The following is an 18,876-nucleotide window of genomic DNA, read 5'->3' on the forward strand; positions in this document are numbered from 1 at the left end:
GGACGAGATGTGGCCCCAGCCCTGCACAATACCGGTAACGGTGGATATGGGTCCCGGGTCTGCGCTTCGCTTGCCCGGGACGACAGCTGTGGGTCGAATTCTATGGCCTAATACCCGCGCAGGCACGCCAGCTGGTCGGCGTGGTAGTTCGAATCCCCGAACAGCTCCTCGCAGACGCGGGCGCGCTTCATGAAGAAGCCGATGTCGAACTGGTCGGTCATGCCCATGCCGCCATGCATCTGCACGCCTTCCTGCACCGCACGGGTTGCGGTGGCTCCTGCCCGCGCCTTGGCGACTGCCACCAGCGCAGCGGCATCGGCCGGGTCGGAATCGAGCGTCTGCAGCGCCTTCAGCACCGCGGCGCGGGTGATCTCGATCTCGATGTAGAGCTGGGCGGCGCGGTGCTGCAGCGCCTGGAATTCGCCGATCAGCTTGCCGAACTGCTTGCGCTCCTTGAGGTAGGCCACGGTGCGGCCGAACACCTCTTCGCTGAGGCCGACCATCTCGGAGGCGACCGCGCCGCGCCCGAGACCGAGCACGCCATCGAGAATTGCAGAGGCGCCATCGATCTCGCCGAGCACATGGTCGGCATCCACCTCGACATGATCGAATGTGATCCGCGCCGCATTGTGCGCGTCCACCATCACCGTGCGCTCGATCGCGACGCCCTTGGCCTTGGGATCGACCAGGAACAGGCTCAGCCCATCGCGCTCGCCGGGCGCGCCGGCGCTGCGCGCCGCGACGATCAGGAGGTCGGCGACGTGACCATCGACCACCATCGCCTTGGCGCCAGTGAGCCTGAAGCCGTTGCCGGATCGCGCGGCCTGCATCGCGGTATGCAGCGGCCGATGCTTGGCGCCTTCGTCGAGCGCTAGCGCTGCGAGCAAAGAGCCGTCCGCGATCTTCGGCAGATACTCCGCCTTCTGCGCAGCGCTGCCGGCACGCGTCAGCGCGGAGGCCGCGAGCACCGCTGTCGACAAGAAGGGCGAGGGCATCAAGGTGCGGCCGATCTCTTCCATGACAACGCCGGCCTCGACCGCATTCAGGCCGCTGCCACCGTGCTCCTCCGGCACCAGCAGGCCGGCAAAGCCCATTTCGGCGAAGCTCGCCCAGAGCTCGCGCGAGAAGCCGGTCTCGTCGCGGCTGTCGCGCAAGTGCCGCAGATGCGCCACCGGCGCCTTGTCGCTGATCAGCCCGCGCGCACTGTCGCGCAGCATGGATTGTTCTTCGGTGAGGAGGAGGGGCATGGGTAATCCGTTCGAAAAATCGCTGTCAGTGTTAGAGGCGTCATTCCGGGGCGTCTCGCAGAGACGAACCCGGAATCTCGAGGTTCCGGGTTCAGGCTTCGCCTGCCCCGGAACGACGGTGCGGCGCTACGCCCCCGGCAGATCCAGGATGCGCTTGGCGACGATGCCGAGCATGACTTCGGACGTGCCGCCTTCGATCGAATTGGCCTTGGTGCGCAGCCAGGCGCGCGGGCGGGCGCCCTCGCGCGAGCGGTCGCTTTCCCATTCCAGCGCATCGATGCCGCCGGCCGACATCAAAAGCTCGTAGCGGCGCTTGTTGAGCTCGGTGCCGTAATATTTCATTGCCGACGAGAAAGCCGGATGGCCCTGCCCCGCTTTGGCGAGATCGGTCATCCGTTCGGCCGCCGCCGCAAGCGCGGCCTCATCGACCTCGAAGGTCGCGATTTGCCCGCGCAGCACCGCATCATCGAGCCTGCCCTGGCCATCGCTGCCGATCGAGTCGGCGGCGATCTGGCCGAGCGGCCGGCCGGCGCTGCGCTCGCCCATGCCTGATATCATCGCGCGCTCGTGCTGCAGCAGATATTTGGCGACGTCCCAACCGCGGTTGATCTGGCCGACCACATTGGCCTTGGGCACGCGGACATTGTCGAAGAAGGTTTCGCAGAATGGCGAGCGGCCGGAGATCAACAGGATCGGCTTGGTGGAGACGCCCTTCGACGTCATGTCGAACAGGATGAAGCTGATGCCGTCGTGCTTCTTGGCCGCAGGATCGGTGCGCACCAGGCAGAAGATCCAGTCGGCGTAGTTGGCGTAGGACGTCCAGATCTTCTGGCCGTTGATGATGAAGTCCTCGCCATCGCTTGTCGCGCGGGTCTGCAGCGAAGCGAGATCGGAGCCGGCGTTCGGCTCCGAATAGCCCTGGCACCAGCGGATCAGGCCGGCCGTGATCTTTGGCAGATGTTCGCGCTTCTGCGCCTCGGTGCCGTATTTCAACAGCGCCGGGCCGAGCATCGAGATGCCGAACGACGTCAGCGGCGGCCGCGCGCCGATCTCAGTCATCTCCTGGCGCAGGATCTTGGCCTCCTCGCCGTCGAGCCCGCCACCGCCATATTCCTTGGGCCAGTGCGGCACGGTCCACCCTTTGTCGCGCATGCGCTCGAACCAGATGCGCTGCGGCTCGGAGGTGAATTTCGCGTTGCGGCCGCCCCAGAACGTGTCCTCTTCCGAGGTCATCGGCGTGCGCATCTCCGGCGGGCAATTGGCCTCCAGCCAGGCGCGCGTTTCGCGGCGGAATGTTTCGAGATCGGCCATCGGGCGTCCTCACGCGTTTCCATTGTCAAGATCGTTGGCCGAGACCTAAGCCCAAGGACCGGTTAAATTCAATATCGATGTTGCAGCGCGTGCGATGCTATCTGCAATGCTGACGATCGACATGATGGAGGAAACGGACGTGCGGCTGAAACTTCTTTCGCCAGGCGAAATGAGCGCGGAGCAACGGGCTATCTACGACGAGTCGATCGCGAGCAAGCGCGGCGCGCCACCGCCGCCGATGATGGCCTGGCTCAACAGTCCGGACATGGCGCGGCATGCGACCCGGCTCGGCGCCTTCCTGCGCTACGACACGGTATTTCCCGCAGCGCTCTCGGAGATCGCGATCCTGGTCACCGCACGGCATTGGACCGCGCATTACGAATGGTACGCGCATAAGCGGCTCGCGCTGCAGGGCGGGCTGGACATCAAGATCATCGACGATATCCGCGATCGCCGCACGCCTGCGTTCAGCGATCCCAAGGCGAAGATGATCTACGACGTCGCGAAATCACTGCACGAGGGTCACGGCCTGACGGATGCGCTCTACGCTGAGGCGAGCGCGCTGCTCGGCGAGCGCGGGCTGGTCGAGATCATCGGGCTGTGCGGCTACTATACGATGGTGTCGATGACGCTCAATGCGTTCGAGTTCGATCTGCCAGAGGGAGAAGTGTCGGAATTGAAGTGAAGTGCGGATAGCACCTCACCGAGGCGAAGGTGAACTCCCCTCCCCCCTTGCGGGGAGGAGAGCACGGCGGCACTGCTATGAGAGGTCGAACTTCACGGCCGAAAATCTGTGGAGACATCCACCGCCGCGAGCCGCGTGCGGCGTTTCGACGACCAGACCAGCGCCAGCACGCACAGCCCGAGCAGCACCGGCGGAAACACCACGAGGTTCACCGCCGACCAGCCGAAATTGGCGAGCAACTGACCGGAGGAAAACGAGCCCAGCGCCATCAACCCGAAGATCAGGAAATCGTTGAAGGCCTGCACCTTGTTGCGCTCGGACGGCGTATGCGTTTCCAGCACCAGCGCGGAGGCGCCGACGAAGCCGAAATTCCAGCCCACCCCGAGCATCACCAGCGTCGCCCAGAAATGCATGGCGGTGAGGCCCGACAACCCGATCATGGCGGCGACCGCCTCGCAGGCCAGGCCGACCGCGACGATGACAGGGGCGCCGAAGCGCGCGATCAGCGAGCCCGTAAAGAAGCTCGGGCCGTACATCGCCACAATGTGCCACTGCAGGCCGAAATTGGAATCGGACACGGTGAGCCCGCACATCTGCATGGCGAGCGGCGCCGAGGTCATCACCAGGTTCATCACGGGATAAGCGATGGTGCCACACAGCGCGGCGGCGATGAAGCGTGGCTGGCGCACGATCTCGAGCAGCGGCCGTCCGCCATGCAGATCGGCCGGCGCAGGCTTGGGCATATCGACCCCGGCGACGATGGCCATCGCGACCAGCGCGATCGCGGCCTGCGCCAGATAGCTGAAGGCGAACAGATAAGGCTGCCAGACGTCCATGGTCCATTGCACGAGCTGTGGACCGAGCAGGCCCGCGAAGATGCCGCCCGCCATCACCCACGACACCGCCTTGGGCCGAAACGCCTCGCTGGCGCCATCGGCGGCGGCGAAGCGATAGGACTGCGCCACCGCGCCGTAGAGGCCGCCGAGAAAAGTCGCAACGCAGAACAGCGCGAACGAGCCGCGCAGGATCGCAAGCGAGCCGAGGACGCCGGTGATGGCGCCGAATCCGGTGCCGATGACGAACGCGGCCCGGCGGCCGAAGCGCCGCGCAATCGCGCCGGTCGGGAGCGTGCCGACGGCGAGGCCGACCACATACATCGAGATCGGCACCGTGGCGAAGGCGACGCTAGGCGCGATGGTGGCACCGACGATGGCGCCGGTTGCGAAGATCACCGCCGAATTGGCGCCGGTCAGCGCTTGTGCCGCGGCGAGCCGCGCCACATTGCGCCGCGCGCGTGCGTCATCCGTGATCTCGTCGCCGTCTGCGATCAACTCGGTCATTCATCAGTCCACGCCAGGGGCCATTCGCCCGGTTTGCTTCCTTCCAGTAGCAGAAGGCTGGGTCCGAGCAACCGACCCGGACGGGCGCGGGCCATGCCGCGGCCTGCGAGCTCATCCGGCTATCGGTATTTCACCCGAAGGCGCCGCCGCGTTTGAGCCATGTCAATCGGATGTCAATCGGGGGTCGCAGCACCATCGCTTCGCCCGAACACCAGGATCATGTTGTTGGCGGGCATGTCGACCGTCTCGCGCAGGGCAAGGCCACAGCGCGAGGCAAGCGCCTCGAGATCGACGATGTCGCGCACGCCCCATTCCGGATTGCCCTCGCGCAACGACGTATCGAACACTGCATTGCTGAGCGCGCTGTGCTTACCGGCGCGCTTGAACGGACCATAGAGAAACAACAGGCCGTCCGGCTGCAGCGCCTGCGCGCTGCCGGCGAACAGCCCTTCGGCCACCGACCATGGCGCGATGTGGATCACGTTGGCACAGAACACGGCGCGTAGCCCGGACGGGCCGCCATCGGCCTGCAGCCTGGCCCACCAGACGGGATCGGACAGATCGATCTGGCGCGGCGGCCGGATGTTCGGCAGGCCCGCATGCGCGCGCCAGGCCGCGATGCTCTTCAGGTGCTGCTCTTTGTAGTCGCTCGGCCACCAGATGATACCGGGGCTCTGCCCGGCGAAATAGACCACGTGCTGGCCGGTGCCGCTGCCGGCCTCGAGCACGTCGCCGGTCTGCTGGCCGAGGAAACGCGCCAGCACCGCCCAGATCGGCTGATGATTGCGGTGGAACGCCGCCGCATCCAGACGCCCGTCCGGTTCCACCCGCCGCCCGTCCTTGCCGAACTCGACCACATACTCCGCCACGGCCATCTCCTTTGGCGATCTCCTTTGTCCTTCAGCTTAACCGAACCGGCGGCGCAGGACAGGCAGCATTGCCAGCCGGTGGCCTTTATGCTTGTCAATCCCTATAGTATTGCGGTTCACCGAACGGGCTGGAACACACCTTGCTTTCACACGCGATCTCGACCACCGCCCTGGCGCTGGGCCTCTCCGTGCTTGCCGCCTCGGTCGCACAGGCCCAATCGGCGGTCAGCGAAGGCCAGAAGCTCGCCTTCGATCGCGGCAAAGGCAATTGCCTGACCTGTCACGAGATCAAGGGCGGCGATCTGCCCGGCTCGATCGGACCGAAGCTCGAGAACCTGAAGCTACGCTACGACCACAACGAGCTGGTTGCGATCCTCAAAGACGAGACCGCACGCAATCCGCAGACGGTAATGCCGCCGTTCGGCCGCAATCGCATCCTGACCGAGCAGGAGATCAACGCGATCGTCGATTTCCTGCAGACCCTCTGATCCCGAGAATTTGGAGAGATTTGAAATGACCGCCAGTTTGGGCTGCTCCGCCGAGCCGTTGGCGACGCGCCGCCTGATCCTCAAGGGCGCCGGCGCAGTGGCGCTGCTCGGCGTGGGCCAAACCCTGGGCCAAACCGCGTTCGGCTTTGCGCCCGCGTTTGCCGCGGCCAACGACGCCTATCCGGAAGACGCCTTCAAGCAGAAGAGCGCGAGCGAGGCCATCAAGCTGCTTTACGGCCGGGACCACGAGCCCTCCGACAAGATCAAGCTGGACGCGCCCGAAATCGCCGAGAATGGCGGCGTGGTGCCGATCGCGGTGACCACGACGCTTCCCGACGTCAGCTCGATCGCCTTCGTCGTCAGCGAGAACCCGTTTGCGCTGGCGGCCTCGTACAAGATCCCGGAAGGCACCATTCCGGCGGTATCGAACCGGCTGAAGATGGCCAAGACGAGCAATGTGATCGCGCTGGTCGAATCCGGCGGCAAGCTCTACAGCGTGACCAAAGAGGTCAAGGTCACCGTCGGCGGCTGCGGCGGATAGCTCAGGAGTTCAACGATGGCATCGAGCATCCGCGTGCGCGCGATCCAGAACGGCGAGGTCACGGACGTGCAGACCCTGATCCAGCACCCTATGGATACGGGCCTGGTCAAGGACCCCAAGGGCGAGCTGATCCCGGCGCATTTCATCCAGCGGCTCACCTTCGAGCACAATGGCAAGACGGTGTTCCTCGCCGACTGGGGCACTGCGGTCTCCAAAGACCCTTACGTGAAATTCGCCTTCAAGGGCGGCGCCAAGGGCGACGAGATCAAGGTGAGCTGGGTCGACAACAAAGGCGCAACCGACAGCCTGACCGCGAAGATCCAGTAGAGAAAACGGGTAGACATGCGTAGCCGCCTCGCTCTTCTCCTCCTGGCTGCCGCCTCGGCGCTCGTTGCGCTCGGCGCCAATGCGCCCGCCGCCGACCAGGTCGATCCCGCGGCGGATGCGAAGGCGTTCCAGGATTTCTTCCGCAAGAAATTTCCGAAGGTGAAGTTCGAGGACTTCGTCAACGGCCCGTACTCGATGAACGAGGACATGCGGAAGCAGTGGGAGGAGAAGGAGGAGTTCCCGCCCTACGAGTTCGCGCTGGAGGCCGGCAGGGAGAGGTTCGAAAAGCCGTTCAAGAACGGCAAGACCTACGCTGACTGCTTCCCGAACGGCGGCATCGGCATCCGCCAGAATTATCCCTATTTCGACGCCAACGAAGGCCAGGTCGTCACGCTCGAGCTCGCGCTCAACCGCTGCCGCGAGGCCAATGGCGAGGCGCCCTATTCCTACGTCAAGGACGAGATGGCCTCGCTCGCCGCCTACATGGCGTTCACCTCGCGCGGCAAGCCGTTCGACATCAAGATCCCCGACGATCCGCGCGCGCTCGAGGCTTATGAGAAGGGCAAGGAATATTTCTACACCCGACGCGGTCAGCTCAATTTCTCCTGTGCGAGCTGCCATGTGCAGAATCCCGGCGAGCGCATCCGCGCCGAGATCCTGGCACCAGCGCTGGGCATCCTGAATGCGATGCCGATCTACCGCTCGGAATGGAGCGGCATGGGCACGATCAGCCGCCGCTTCACCACCTGCAACAGCCAGGTCCGCGGTGTGCCGCTGGAGCCGCAATCCGAGGAATATCGCGACCTCGAATATTATCTCTCCTACGTGTCGAACGGCCTGCCGATCTCGGGACCGGGAGCAAGACCATGAGCCGGGCCATGAAGTGCATCGCCTTCGCCGCGATCATGCTGACGGCCGCTGTCATGCCGGCCCGCGCGGCGACGGAAGCTGATTTCAAGGCGGCGCTAGCCGCGGCCGATGCCGCCGAGCAGGAAGCGGGCCGCTTGCGCAATCAATGGACCACGACGGAAGCCGCGCTTGCCGCCGCAAAAAAGGCAGCCGAGACTGGCAATTTCGATCAGGCCGTGAAATCGGCCGCGGAGGCCGAAGCGCTGGCCAGGGCCTCGATCTTCCAGGCGACCTCCGAAAAGCAGCGCTGGAAGGCGATGGAGATCCGCTAGGCGGCGGATGCAAGGCGATGACAGTTCGGCGCCGGGATGTTCTGAAACTTACTGCTGCCGCAGCCCTGGCCGGGCCAGCGCTGCTGCGCAGTGCGCGGAGCGGCGAGACGGTCAGCCTCTACGACCTCGAACGCTTCGGCAATGCGCGCATCCTGCACCTCACCGATACCCATGCGCAGCTGAGGCCGGTCTATTTCCGCGAGCCCAGCGTCAATATCGGGATCGGCGCGATGTGGGGCCAGCCGCCGCATCTGGTCGAGCGCGCCTTCCTCGAGCGCTACGGCATCCGGCCTGACAGCGCCGAAGCCTACGCCTTCACCTCGTTCGAGTTCGAGAAGTCCGCGCCGCGCTTCGGCCGGCTCGGCGGCTTTGCGCATCTGAAAACGCTGGTCGACAAATTGCGCGGCGATGTCGGCGACCATCGCTCGTTGCTCGTCGACGGCGGCGACCTCTGGCAAGGCAGCGGGCTCGCCAACAGCATGCGCGGCGCCGACATGGTCGATGCCGCCAACCTGCTCGGCATCGAGGCGATGACCGGGCATTGGGAGTTCACTTATGGCGAGGCCAGCTTGCGCGCCAATCTCGCCCGCTTCAAGGGCGAGTTCCTGGCGCAGAACGTATTCCTGACCGAAGAGGCGGCCTTCAACGACGCCAAGGCATTCGATCCGGCGACGCATCGCGTGTTCAAGCCCGCCATCGTCAAAGAGATCGGCGGTGCCCGCATCGCGGTGATCGGCCAGGCCTTTCCCTATGTTCCGGTCGCGCACCCGCGGCGCTTCACGCCGGACTGGACGTTCGGCATCCGCGAGGCGGAGCTGCAGACGCTGGTCGACGATCTCCGCGCCAAGGAAAAGGCCGACGTCGTGATCCTGCTGTCGCACAACGGCATGGATGTCGATCTCAAGCTCGCAAGCCGCGTCACCGGCATCGACGTCATCCTCGGCGGCCACACCCATGATGCGGTCCCGCAGCCGGTCGAGGTGAAGAATGCCGGCGGCGCGACGCTGGTGACCAATGCGGGCTCGAACGGCAAATTTCTGGGCGTGCTCGATCTCGAGATTGCCAAGGGCCATATCACCGACGTGCGCTACAGGCTGCTGCCGGTCTATTCGGAACTATTGAAGCCGGATGCGGCGATGCAGGCGCTGATCGATCAGCTGCAGCAGCCGCAGGTGGCAGCCTGGTCCGACCGGCTCACCACCACCGACCGCCTGTTGTATCGCCGCGGCAATTTCGAAGGCTCGATGGACGAATTGATCTGCGATGCGCTGCGCAGCGAACTCGACGCCGAGATCGCGTTCTCGCCGGGGTTCCGCTGGGGCCCCACGCTCCTGGCCGGCCAGCCCGTGACGACGGAGGATGTGCTGGCGCAGACCGCGATCACCTATGCCGAGACCTATCTCCAGGAGATGACGGGCGCTCAGATCAAGGACGTGATGGAAGACGTCTGCGACAACCTGTTCAATGCCGATCCCTATCTGCAGCAGGGCGGCGACATGGTGCGGGTCGGCGGGCTCACCTATCGCTGCACCCCGACCGAGGCGATCGGCCGGCGCATCTCCGATCTCAAACGGAGCAATGGCCATGCGCTCCAACCGAACCGTCACTACAAGGTTGCAGGCTGGGCCTCGATGAACGAGCAAACCGGGAAACCGGTTTGGGACGTCGTCACGAGCTATCTCCGGTCCGGCGCGGTGTCGATCAGCGCACCTCAGGTCATGCTGAGCGGCGTTGACGGCAATCCAGGGCTGGCGAACGCCCAATAGGCAACCTCGCGCACGTGCCATGCACCCGCGTTCGTGGACAATGGGCCGCGATCGCCGATAGTGTGACGCATTGTCGCGCATGGCATGCAGGACCTGCCCGCTTGGACTTGCTGGCTCGCGTTCCGTGATGCGCCGGGAAGGAAACGGAAGAGTTCATGGCTGACGTTCTCGCCGCATCGCAACAGACCGAGGGCCTGCCGAAGGCAGCATCCTCGCTGCGGACGCTGGTGCTGGTCTCGCTCGCTCACTGGGTCAGCCACCTGCATATGCTCGTCCTGCCGATGCTGTTTCCGTTCCTGAAAGAGCGGCTCGGCGTCGGCTATGTCGAGCTCGGCTTTCCCTTGACGTTGTTCGCGGTGGTGTCAGCGCTGACGCAAGCGCCGGTCGGCTACCTGGTCGACCGTGCCGGGGCGCGGCGGATCCTGCTGCTCGGCCTCACCGTCGGCGGCCTGTCGCTCGCCATGCTCGGCGTCCATCTGAGCTATGCGAGCCTGATCGTCTCCGCCGTGCTGCTCGGGCTCGCCAACGCCGTCTATCACCCGTCCGACTACGCGCTGCTCGCGGCCCATATCGAAGAAAAGCGGATGGGCCGCGCCTTCGGCGTCCACACCTTCGCCGGCTATCTCGGCGGCGCGGTCGCGCCGGCGATCATGGCGGCGCTGGTGACTACGGTCGGCGGGTTCGGCGCCCTGATCGTGGCTGGCCTCGTCGGTCCCGTTGCGGCGCTGTTGCTCCTCCTCGGCAACGTGCCCGAAGTTCCGCCGCATCCGCATCATGTCGACGGAGTGAAGGTCGCGCAGCCGAACCTGCTGACGCCGCTGCTGATGCTCCTGACGATCTTCTTCATGCTGCTCAGCCTGTCCAATTCCGGCATCGCCAGCTTCGGCGTGGTGGCGCTGATGAACGGCTATGGCATCTCGTTCTCCAGCGCCAACATCGCGCTCACCGCCTTCCTCGGCGCCAGCGCCGTCGGCGTGCTCGCGGGTGGACATCTTGCCGACCGCATCCGTCATCACAATCTGGTCGCAGCCGTCGCCTACGCGATCAATACGGTGCTGGTGCTCGCGATCACCTTCCTGACCTTGCCGACAGTCCTGCTCACCGCTGTCATGCTGGTCGCCGGTTTCCTCAGCGGCGTGATCGCGCCTTCGCGCGACATGCTGGTGCGCAACGCGGCGCCCGCCGGCGCGGCGGGCCGCGCCTTCGGCATCGTCTCCACCGGCTTCAATTTCGCCGGCGTCGTCAGCCCGCTGCTGTTCGGCTGGATCATGGACATGAATGCGCCGCGCTGGGTGTTCGGCGCCTCCGTCGTCTTCATGCTGCTGACGATCGTGCTGGCGTTCTTCACCGAGCGCCCGGCGAAGGCGAAGACCGTCGAGGCGTAGCCCATCATTGCGCCCCCGGTTCCGCGCGAACGGGTGGCAGGCTCCCCCAAGCAATTCAGACGTAGGGTGGGCAAAGGCGCAAAGCGCCGTGCCCACCGCTCGACGCATCCCAGACTCAGCGGTGGGCACGCTTCGCTTTGCCCACCCTACGCACTGCGTGACACCGCAGCTCATCATTTCCCGCGTGTTGACATCCCCGGCAGTCGATCGATGATGTCAGACCAAGAACAACAACCGGGGAAGAACGCCATGACTCAGCAGCCGGATCTCGTCATTCGTGGCGGCACGATCGCGGATGGAACGGGCGGCGCGCTCTACGAGGCGGACGTCGCCATTGCCGCCGGCCGCATCAGCGAAGTCGGCAAGGTACAAGCCAAGGGCCGTGACGAGATCGATGCCAAAGGCAAGCTGGTCACGCCCGGCTTCGTCGACGTGCACACGCATTACGACGGCCAGGTGACCTGGACCGACGAGATCTCGCCCTCGTCGCAGAATGGCGTGACCACGGCGATCATGGGCAATTGCGGTGTCGGCTTCGCACCCTGCCGGCCGGCCGACCATCAGCGCCTGATCCAATTGATGGAAGGCGTCGAGGATATTCCCGAGCCGGTGTTGTCGGCCGGCATTCCCTGGGAATGGGAAAGCTTTCCCGACTACATGGATTGGCTGTCGAAGCGCAACTTCGACATGGATGTCGGTGCGCAGCTGCCGCATGCGGCGCTGCGCGTCTATGTGATGGGCGAACGCGGCGCGCGGCGCGATCCCGCAACGGCGGATGACAACCGGGCAATGGCCGCGCTGGCAGGCGAGGCCGTGCACGCAGGCGCGCTGGGATTTTCGACCTCGCGCACGCTCAACCACCGCACCTCGACCGGGGACTACACGCCGACGCTCAAGGCAGGCGAGGACGAACTGACGGCAATCGCCGGCGCGATGCAGACGGCAGGCCGCAGCGTGCTGCAATTCGTGCTCGACATCTCCACCATCCATGAAGATCTGCCGATGATGCTCCGCGTTGCGGAGACGACGCGCTGCCCGATCTCGTTCTCGGTGACGCAGAACGATCGCGCGCCGGAGCGGTGGCGGCAAACGCTCGCCGAGATCAATGCCGCCGCCACGCGAGGCCTCTCGGTGACGACGCAGATCGCAGCGCGCCCGGTCGGCCTGCTGCTCGGGCTCGAACTGTCGCGCAATCCGCTGCAGACCCATCCGAGCTACCAGGCGATCGCGCATCTGCCTCTTGCCGAGCGCGTCGCGCGGATGCGGCAGAGCGAGGTACGCGCCGCGATCCTGAGCGAACAGGCGCGCGCGACTGACGATCCGCTGTTCTTCAGGCCGAATTACGACAAGATGTATCGGCTCGGCGATCCGCCGGACTACGAGCAGCCGCCGGAGAATGCGCTCGGTGCGAAGGCGCAGCGCTTGGGCCGCAGACCGGAAGAACTGGCCTATGATGCCATGCTGTCGGACAACGGCCGCGGCATGCTCTACGTGCCGTTCCTCAATTACGCCGATGGGAATCTCGATGCGACATTCGAGATGCTGCGCGATCCCAGCGCGGTGCCTGGCCTCAGCGACGGCGGTGCGCATTGCGGCATCATCTGCGATGCGAGCTTCCCGACCTATCTGCTTACGCATTGGACGCGCGACCGCAAGCGCGGCGAAAAGCTTTCAATCCCCTTCGTCGTGACCGCGCAATCCCGCAAGACGGCCCTGTCGGTCGGACTCAGCGATCGCGGCCTGATTGCCCCCGGCTACAAGGCCGACGTCAATGTGATCGACTATGACCGGCTGCATCTGCATCCGCCGAAGGTGCATTACGACCTTCCCGTCGGCGGCCGCCGGCTGATGCAGCAGGTGGATGGTTACGAGGCCACGATCGTTTCCGGCGTGGTGACGAGGAGAAATGGAGAGGCGACCGGCGCCCATCCGGGCCGATTGATCAGGGGGGCGCAGGCGTTGAATTGAGGCGGGCGGCCTCAACAAGCTCGCTGTCGTTCCTGCGTTCGCAGGGACGACGGCAGTGATCACGCAAACTCCGGCGTAGTCTGCTGGGCCGTCTGCAACCGGGCGCGCTCGGTATTCGGCCAGAGCAGCGCCAGGCCAAGCAGGCCTGAAATCACTAGGATCACTGCATTGATGAGGTATCCCAGCAGGTAGCCATCGAGAAGGCTGGCGGCGTTCTGCACCACCTTGCCGACCACGTTCGGCGCGATGATGCCGGCCAGCGTATAGACCGCGCCATAGATCGCGATCGCGGCACCACGCTGGGTCACGGGGCTGAATTCGGCGATCATCAATGGACAGACCACGTAGATCGATCCGCTCAGCCCCGCTCCGACCACGAGCAGTGCGATCTGCGTGGCGGCACCGCTGCTGTAAGGCATCAGCGACATGATCAGGCCGCCGACGACCAACGGCGCGGCTCCGAGCACGCCCCGCGCGATGCGGGTGGAATGGCCGCGCGCCATCAGCACCTGCGACAGCCAGCCCGTCGCGAGAACGATGGTCGCACCGAAGAGCCACGGCAGCACCGAGATGAGGCCGGCTTTTTCCTGGCTGAAGCCGAGACCCTTGATCAGGAACGGCGTGAACCAGGTGAGTCCGATCGACAGCGCCCAATAGGCACCGAAGCTCGAAGCCACGCAGCCGATGAAGGTGCGCGACAGCAGCAACTGCGCATAGGGAACGCGCGCATCCGACGCCGCGACCACCTCGCTTTCGCCGAGCGGCCCTTCCTTGCCGACCACGAACCAGGCACCGGCCCACAGCAGCCCGACCAGTCCAAGTGCACCGAACGCGTAGTGCCAGCCGTAGCGAACGATGACAAAATTCAAGGCCGGCACCGCGATGATCACGCCGAAGGCCGAGCCTTGGGTCAGGATCGCGGTCGGCAGCGCGCGCTTCTCGTCGGGGAACCACTTGTAGATCGCATGCATGGCGACCGATGCGGCCGGACCTTCGCCCGCGCCAAGGACGATGCGGCAGACGAGCAGAGTCGCGAGCCCGACCTCGCCGACCATCGGAAGCTGGGCCAGCGCCCAGATCAGTGCCAGAACCAGCAAGACCCAGCGTGTGGCAATGCGGTTTACGGCAAAGCCGACGACGATGGCCGACAGCGAAAACAGGAAGAAGAACGAGGAGCCCAACAGGCCGAACTGTTCGGCATCGAGCTTGAGATCCGTCATGATCGGCACGCCAGCCAATCCCACCACGATCTTGTCGGCGAAGTTCACGACCATGAACAGAAACAGGAGCCATGTGATCGTCCAGGCACCTTTCGGAGTCTGCTTGGGCGTCCCCATCCGTGTGGCTGCGGTCATGTTCCCTCCCCGGCTCATCTCTTGTTCGCCCTGTCGGTCGGGCGTTCGTATGCTACGCACGGGACGATCAGGCTTGCAATGTCGCTGCTCGCAACCATGACTCACGGGAATACCGACAAGCAGACAAATTTGACTGCCGGGGCCGTGATCTTGCACTGCGGCCTTGCTATATGCCGTGACGCAAAAAAATCGGCGAATGGATCGTGCTAAGCGTTCGAAACCTGTTCAAGACCTATCGCTCGGCCGGCGAGCCGATCAGCGTTCTCCGCGGCGTCGATCTCGACGTTGGACGTGGCGAACGCGTCGCACTCACCGGCGAATCCGGCTCCGGCAAGAGCACGCTTTTGCACCTCATCGCGGGGCTCGACGCAGCCGATAGCGGCGAGATCATGCTGGAGGGTGTCTCGATCGGTGCGTGCGATGATGCCGAGCGTGCGGCGCTGCGGCGCGAACGACTGGGATTGGTGTTCCAGCAGTTCAACCTGGTGCCGAGCCTGTCGGTGGCCGATAATCTCAGCTTCCAGGCGCGCTTGGCCGGGCGACACGATGCGGCATGGCACACCGAACTGGTGGAACGGCTCGGACTCACCGCCGTCTTGAAGCGTTATCCCGAGCAGCTCTCCGGCGGCCAGCAGCAGCGCGTCGCGATCGGCCGCGCACTCGCGGTGAAGCCGCAGTTGCTGCTTGCCGATGAGCCGACCGGCAATCTCGACGAGGCCACCGCCGACGAGGTGATGACGTTGACGCGAGACCTGGTGGCGCGCACCGGCTGCGGCTTTCTGATGGTGACGCACAGCACGCGGCTGGCCGCAATGCTCGACCGCAACGTCAATCTCCACGCTGGGCGCGTCGTATGACGCGCGCGCTCTGGATCCTGGCCGTGCTGCTCAGCCATTGGCGGCGGCATCCGATGCAGCTCGCCACCCTGCTGATCGGGTTGATTTCGGCGACCGCACTGTGGAGCGGCGTGCAGGCGCTGAACCTGGAGGCGCGCCAGTCCTATGACCGGGCGGCCGCGATCTTCGGCGGCGCGCGCACGCCGATGCTGGTCAGCGGCGACGGCAGAACCTTCCCGCAGAGCTTGTTCGCCGCGCTGCGCCGCGCCGGCTGGCCGGTGTCGCCGGTGGTGGAAGGGCGCGTGCAGATCGAGGGCCGTTCGGTACGGCTGCTCGGCATCGAGCCGATCTCGCTTCCAAGCGAGGTGGGCAATGCACCGACCCTCGGCCGCAGCGATCTGGAGACCTTCCTCACTCCGCCGGGACAGACCCTGATCGCACCGGAGACGCTGGCCGATCTCGGGCTCAAGGATGGCACCACGCCGCGCCTGAGCAATGATGCGACACTGCCGCCACTCAAGCTGCAGCCGCAGCTTGCGCCCGGCGTGCTGGTGCTCGACATCGCCGCCGCCCAGAAGCTGCTCGAGAAGCCGGATCAACTCTCGCGACTCCTGGTCGGCAGCAGCACAAGCCCACGGCAACCGCTGCAGCAGGTCGTCGGCGACCGGCTGCAGCTGGTGCAGCCCGATGCCGAGACCGATCTCGAACGGCTCACCGACAGCTTCCACCTCAACCTCACCGCCTTCGGCCTGCTCTCGTTCGTCGTCGGCCTCTTCATCGTCAATTCCGCGACCGGCCTTGCCTTCGAGCAGCGGCTGCCGATGTTGCGAACCCTGCGCGCCTGCGGCGTGTCGGCGCGGCAGCTCAATGCGGTATTGATCACCGAGTTGATCGTCCTCGCGCTCGCGGCTGGCCTCATCGGCCTTGTCTGCGGCTATGTCATCGCCGCCGCGTTGCTGCCGAACGTCGCCGCTTCGCTTCGCGGCCTTTATGGCGCGCAGGTCCCGGGCGAATTGAGCCTGCAGCCGCAATGGTGGTTCGCAGGACTAGCCATCAGCATCATCGGAGCGATCGCGGCCGCGGCAACCAGCCTGGTCAAGGTGCTGCGGCTGCCGATTCTCAGCTCAGCCCAGGCCCATGCGTGGCAGGAGGCGCAACGGCGCTGGCTCAGGCTGCAGAGCGCGGTGGCGCTCGTCATCTTCGCAATCGCGGCCCTGCTGCTCTGGCTCGGCCAGTCGCTGCTCGCCGGCTTCGGCGTGCTCGCCGCCTTGATGCTGGGCGCCGCGCTGCTGCTGCCATCCATCCTGGAATTGGTCTTGCGGCTCGGCGAGCGCGGCGCACGCCAGGCGCTGGCGCAATGGTTCTGGGCCGACAGCCGGCAGCAGATCTCCGGCCTGTCGCTGGCGCTGATGGCCTTGCTGCTCGCGCTCGCGGTCAATGTGGGCGTCTCGACCATGGTGGAGACCTTCAGCCGGACCTTCCTGGTCTGGCTCGACGGCCGGCTCGCGGCGGACATCTACATCAGCCCGGCGGATGAAACGCAGGCACGCGCGATCCAGAGCTGGCTGCGCGCGCGCCCCGAGGTCAAGGCCGTGCTGCTCGGCGGCCGCGCCGAGACGCAGATCGCCGGCGCGCCGGTCGATGTCCTCGGCCTGCCGGATCATGCGACCTATCGCGATCACTGGCCGCTGCTGCAATCGGCTGCCGGTGCCTGGAAGCGGCTGGTGCCGGGCGATGCCGGCTTCGTCAGCGAGCAATTGTCGCGCCGTCTCAATCTGTCGATCGGAGATCACATCGAGATAGCAGCGCCGGGCGGCGAATGGGCTATCGAGATAGCCGGCATCTATGCCGACTATGGCAATCCCAAGGGCCAGATCGCCGTGAATGTCGCGGCCTTGAGCCGCCGCTTTCCGGCGGCGCCGCTGACGCGGATGGCGGTGCGCGCCGATCCCGCCGATGTCCCGACGCTGATCGCCGCGCTCTCGAGCCAGTTCGGCCTCGACGGCCGCAATTTGTTGGACCAGGCGAGCGTGAAGCAGGAATCGAAGCAGATCTTCAACCGCACCTTCGCGGTGACCGGTGCGCTGAATGCATTCACCCTCGGCGTTGCCGGAGTGGCGCTATTGACGAGCCTGTTGACGCTCGCCAACGCCCGTCTGCCGCAGCTCGCGCCGCTGTGGGCGATCGGGCTGACGCGGCGGCGGCTGGCGCTGATCGAGCTGCTCAAGACGTTGTCGGTCGCGACGATCACGGCGCTACTGGCGCTGCCGCTCGGCCTCGTGGTGGCATGGTGCCTGATCGCGATCGTCAATGTGAAGGCGTTCGGCTGGCGCCTGCCGTTCGACGTCTTCCCGCTGCAACTGATCCGGCTGCTGATCGTGGCGTTGCTGGCAGCCGTCGCCGCATCCTTGCTGCCGGTGCTGCGACTGGCGCGCATGCAGCCGGCCGATCTCGTGAGGGTCTTCACCATTGAGCGCTGATCTCATGCTCACTCGTCGTGCCTTCACCGGCGGCGCCGCGCTGCTCGGCCTCGTGGGGACTGCCCGCGCACAAGGCTTCGCCGGCCTGAGCGAGAGCGCCAAAGGCTTTGCGCAAGTGCTGCCCGGCAAGGCATTCAGCTTTCCCATCGATCACGGGCCACACCCCGACTTCCGCATCGAATGGTGGTACGTGACCGCGAACCTGACGGATGCTGCCGGCAAGGCTTACGGCGTGCAGTGGACCTTGTTCCGCCAAGCGGCGCGCCCGGGGCCGCAAGGCGAGGGCTGGGAAAACCAGCAGCTCTGGATGGCGCATGCGGCGGCGACGCGCGCTGACAGTCACCGCACGGCGGAGAAATTCGCGCGCGGCGGCGTCGGCCAGGCCGGCGTCATCGCCAAGCCGTTTCAGGCCTGGATCGACGATTGGCAGATGGGCGGCACCGAGCGCACCGACGCAGCCTCACTCGCGCCGCTCGACCTGTCAGCGACGACGGCGGGTTTTTCCTACGCGCTGCATCTAGAAGCGGATCGGCCCGTCGTGCTGCAGGGCGATCACGGCTACAGCAAGAAATCCGAGCGTGGCCAGGCCTCCTATTACTACAGCCAGCCGTTCTATCGCGCCCGCGGGAATCTCAGCTTCGACAACCAGGCGGTTGAAGTCTCAGGCGTCGCCTGGCTCGACCGCGAATGGAGCAGCCAGCCGCTCGCGCCCGACCAGAGCGGCTGGGACTGGTTTGCGCTGCATTTTGCCTCCGGCGAGAAGCTGATGCTGTACCGGATGCGGCAGAACGATGGCAACTACACGTCGGGCACCTGGATCGGCACGGATGGCCAGACGCAGCCGCTCGGCCCCGACGGCATCGTCATGACGCCGAAGGACACCGTCGAGATCGCCGGCCGCAAGCTTCCCGTGCGCTGGCGCATCGAGATCGCCTCGCTCTCGATCGGCATCGACAGCGTCCCGCTCAATCCGAACGCCTGGATGGCCACCAGCGTGCCCTATTGGGAAGGCCCGATCAGCTTCACCGGCAGTCACCAGGGGGTAGGCTATCTCGAGCTGACCGGATATTGAGAGCGCGCATCAATGGGGATCGACA

General features: G+C 65.5%; 17 protein-coding genes. 12 read left to right on the plus strand and 5 right to left on the minus strand.

All coding sequences use genetic code 11. The features are described 5' to 3' along the window. Positions 1-107: 107 nt before the first annotated feature. Positions 108-1,247: an acyl-CoA dehydrogenase family protein gene (locus QXZ85_RS06290; protein WP_315762498.1), complete on the minus strand. Its 1,140-nt coding sequence runs from the start codon at positions 1,245-1,247 to the stop codon at positions 108-110. Between the two features lie 126 nt (positions 1,248-1,373). Next, on the minus strand, positions 1,374-2,558 hold the full coding sequence (locus tag QXZ85_RS06295) for an acyl-CoA dehydrogenase family protein (RefSeq protein ID WP_315702702.1): 1,185 nt from the start codon (positions 2,556-2,558) through the stop codon (positions 1,374-1,376). Positions 2,559-2,697: 139 nt separating this feature from the next. Between QXZ85_RS06295 and QXZ85_RS06300 the strand changes: the two genes are divergently transcribed. Then, the gene (locus QXZ85_RS06300; protein ID WP_315768972.1) at positions 2,698-3,243 is read left to right on the plus strand and encodes a carboxymuconolactone decarboxylase family protein; all 546 of its coding nucleotides are present in this window, start codon (positions 2,698-2,700) and stop codon (positions 3,241-3,243) included. 92 nt (positions 3,244-3,335) lie between these two features. Here the strand turns inward: QXZ85_RS06300 and QXZ85_RS06305 are convergent, their stop codons facing one another. Both QXZ85_RS06305 and QXZ85_RS06310 read right to left on the minus strand, forming a co-directional pair. Next, positions 3,336-4,583, minus strand: a complete 1,248-nt coding sequence (locus QXZ85_RS06305) for an MFS transporter (RefSeq protein WP_315807190.1) — start codon at positions 4,581-4,583, stop codon at positions 3,336-3,338. Positions 4,584-4,756: 173 nt separating this feature from the next. Further along, on the minus strand, positions 4,757-5,452 hold the full coding sequence (locus QXZ85_RS06310) for a DUF938 domain-containing protein (protein ID WP_315703167.1): 696 nt from the start codon (positions 5,450-5,452) through the stop codon (positions 4,757-4,759). A 140-nt stretch (positions 5,453-5,592) separates the two neighbouring features. Here QXZ85_RS06310 and soxX point away from each other — a divergent pair, with 140 nt between their 5' ends. The 8 genes from soxX to QXZ85_RS06350 all read left to right on the plus strand — a co-directional run bounded on the left by soxX (position 5,593) and on the right by QXZ85_RS06350 (position 13,108). Further along, positions 5,593-5,940, plus strand: coding sequence for a sulfur oxidation c-type cytochrome SoxX (gene soxX / locus QXZ85_RS06315; RefSeq protein WP_315702700.1), 348 nt, complete (start codon positions 5,593-5,595; stop codon positions 5,938-5,940). A 25-nt stretch (positions 5,941-5,965) separates the two neighbouring features. Continuing rightward, positions 5,966-6,481: a thiosulfate oxidation carrier protein SoxY gene (gene soxY / locus QXZ85_RS06320; RefSeq protein WP_315702699.1), complete on the plus strand. Its 516-nt coding sequence runs from the start codon at positions 5,966-5,968 to the stop codon at positions 6,479-6,481. A 15-nt stretch (positions 6,482-6,496) separates the two neighbouring features. After that, on the plus strand, positions 6,497-6,808 hold the full coding sequence (soxZ, locus tag QXZ85_RS06325; RefSeq protein ID WP_315702698.1) for a thiosulfate oxidation carrier complex protein SoxZ: 312 nt from the start codon (positions 6,497-6,499) through the stop codon (positions 6,806-6,808). Positions 6,809-6,823: 15 nt separating this feature from the next. After that, positions 6,824-7,678, plus strand: coding sequence for a sulfur oxidation c-type cytochrome SoxA (soxA, locus tag QXZ85_RS06330; protein WP_315702697.1), 855 nt, complete (start codon positions 6,824-6,826; stop codon positions 7,676-7,678). After that, on the plus strand, positions 7,675-7,989 hold the full coding sequence (locus tag QXZ85_RS06335) for a hypothetical protein (protein ID WP_409977460.1): 315 nt from the start codon (positions 7,675-7,677) through the stop codon (positions 7,987-7,989). Before soxA ends, QXZ85_RS06335 begins: the two co-directional genes overlap by 4 nt. Positions 7,990-8,006: 17 nt before the next feature. Next, a complete protein-coding gene (soxB, locus tag QXZ85_RS06340) occupies positions 8,007-9,755 on the plus strand; it encodes a thiosulfohydrolase SoxB (RefSeq protein ID WP_315744217.1) in 1,749 nt (582 codons plus the stop codon). A gap of 155 nt (positions 9,756-9,910) precedes the next feature. After that, on the plus strand, positions 9,911-11,140 hold the full coding sequence (locus QXZ85_RS06345) for an MFS transporter (protein ID WP_315744216.1): 1,230 nt from the start codon (positions 9,911-9,913) through the stop codon (positions 11,138-11,140). 249 nt (positions 11,141-11,389) lie between these two features. Beyond that, the gene (locus QXZ85_RS06350) at positions 11,390-13,108 is read left to right on the plus strand and encodes an N-acyl-D-amino-acid deacylase family protein (RefSeq protein ID WP_316173781.1); all 1,719 of its coding nucleotides are present in this window, start codon (positions 11,390-11,392) and stop codon (positions 13,106-13,108) included. A gap of 59 nt (positions 13,109-13,167) precedes the next feature. On the opposite strand, the gene QXZ85_RS06355 is transcribed toward QXZ85_RS06350, so the two are convergent. Next, a complete protein-coding gene (locus QXZ85_RS06355; RefSeq protein WP_409977771.1) occupies positions 13,168-14,481 on the minus strand; it encodes an MFS transporter in 1,314 nt (437 codons plus the stop codon). A 185-nt stretch (positions 14,482-14,666) separates the two neighbouring features. Between QXZ85_RS06355 and QXZ85_RS06360 the strand changes: the two genes are divergently transcribed. From QXZ85_RS06360 to QXZ85_RS06370, 3 genes are read left to right on the plus strand one after another with little or no spacing between them, the layout of a single operon-like run. Then, positions 14,667-15,320, plus strand: a complete 654-nt coding sequence (locus QXZ85_RS06360) for an ABC transporter ATP-binding protein (protein WP_315702692.1) — start codon at positions 14,667-14,669, stop codon at positions 15,318-15,320. Beyond that, positions 15,317-17,779: an ABC transporter permease gene (locus QXZ85_RS06365; RefSeq protein ID WP_315807194.1), complete on the plus strand. Its 2,463-nt coding sequence runs from the start codon at positions 15,317-15,319 to the stop codon at positions 17,777-17,779. The genes QXZ85_RS06360 and QXZ85_RS06365 overlap by 4 nt, the downstream gene beginning before the upstream one ends. Next, a complete protein-coding gene (locus QXZ85_RS06370; RefSeq protein ID WP_316173785.1) occupies positions 17,769-18,851 on the plus strand; it encodes a lipocalin-like domain-containing protein in 1,083 nt (360 codons plus the stop codon). The genes QXZ85_RS06365 and QXZ85_RS06370 overlap by 11 nt, the downstream gene beginning before the upstream one ends. The last annotated feature ends 25 nt before the right edge of the window (positions 18,852-18,876 follow it).

It is taken from the genome of Bradyrhizobium sp. SZCCHNGR1005 (assembly GCF_032489995.1).
Lineage (GTDB): Bacteria > Pseudomonadota > Alphaproteobacteria > Rhizobiales > Xanthobacteraceae > Bradyrhizobium.

Excerpts from the sequence above, each read along its gene's own strand:
- soxY (WP_315702699.1), top strand. The coding sequence starts at position 5,966 with ATGACCGCCAGTTTGGGCTGCTCCGCCGAGCCGTTGGCGACGCGCCGC.
- QXZ85_RS06290 (WP_315762498.1), bottom strand. The coding sequence starts at position 1,247 with ATGCCCCTCCTCCTCACCGAAGAACAATCCATGCTGCGCGACAGTGCG.
- QXZ85_RS06305 (WP_315807190.1), bottom strand. The coding sequence starts at position 4,583 with ATGACCGAGTTGATCGCAGACGGCGACGAGATCACGGATGACGCACGC.
- soxA (WP_315702697.1), top strand. The coding sequence starts at position 6,824 with ATGCGTAGCCGCCTCGCTCTTCTCCTCCTGGCTGCCGCCTCGGCGCTC.
- soxZ (WP_315702698.1), top strand. The coding sequence starts at position 6,497 with ATGGCATCGAGCATCCGCGTGCGCGCGATCCAGAACGGCGAGGTCACG.
- soxB (WP_315744217.1), top strand. The coding sequence starts at position 8,007 with ATGACAGTTCGGCGCCGGGATGTTCTGAAACTTACTGCTGCCGCAGCC.
- QXZ85_RS06295 (WP_315702702.1), bottom strand. The coding sequence starts at position 2,558 with ATGGCCGATCTCGAAACATTCCGCCGCGAAACGCGCGCCTGGCTGGAG.
- QXZ85_RS06365 (WP_315807194.1), top strand. The coding sequence starts at position 15,317 with ATGACGCGCGCGCTCTGGATCCTGGCCGTGCTGCTCAGCCATTGGCGG.
- QXZ85_RS06355 (WP_409977771.1), bottom strand. The coding sequence starts at position 14,481 with ATGAGCCGGGGAGGGAACATGACCGCAGCCACACGGATGGGGACGCCC.
- QXZ85_RS06345 (WP_315744216.1), top strand. The coding sequence starts at position 9,911 with ATGGCTGACGTTCTCGCCGCATCGCAACAGACCGAGGGCCTGCCGAAG.
- QXZ85_RS06350 (WP_316173781.1), top strand. The coding sequence starts at position 11,390 with ATGACTCAGCAGCCGGATCTCGTCATTCGTGGCGGCACGATCGCGGAT.
- QXZ85_RS06335 (WP_409977460.1), top strand. The coding sequence starts at position 7,675 with ATGAGCCGGGCCATGAAGTGCATCGCCTTCGCCGCGATCATGCTGACG.